This is a genomic window from Chryseobacterium sp. SIMBA_038 (assembly GCF_046535115.1).
GTDB lineage: Bacteria > Bacteroidota > Bacteroidia > Flavobacteriales > Weeksellaceae > Chryseobacterium.
On the sequence record NZ_JAWRXH010000161.1, the window covers coordinates 1 to 273 of the forward strand.

The following is a 273-nucleotide window of genomic DNA, read 5'->3' on the forward strand; positions in this document are numbered from 1 at the left end:
CTATGTGCTTGGCATACTCTTTAGCTAGTATCTTTTTTTGACTGATCCCTTTGCGTGGTTCAAATCGTATTTGTTCTTCATTAGATCCATTTGTTGTTATTTCTTCTTCAAGGATTATTAAGTCTTTATGCAAAACTATTAAGTCAGTGGGACTTATATCAAAGAATGCAAATGAAAAATCATCTCTTTTCTCAAATGAACAAGAAAAAGGTGCTTTATCTTTGAAATCCTGTAATTCCTCATCATTTGTGGAGTCAATAACAAACTCTAATG

Annotated in this window: 1 protein-coding gene; it reads right to left on the bottom strand. The window is 31.9% G+C overall.

The annotated features are described in order from the left end of the window. Nucleotides 1-273 (bottom strand): hypothetical protein (locus SB689_RS23115; RefSeq protein ID WP_410694398.1); only part of this gene is annotated, 273 nt, incomplete at both ends.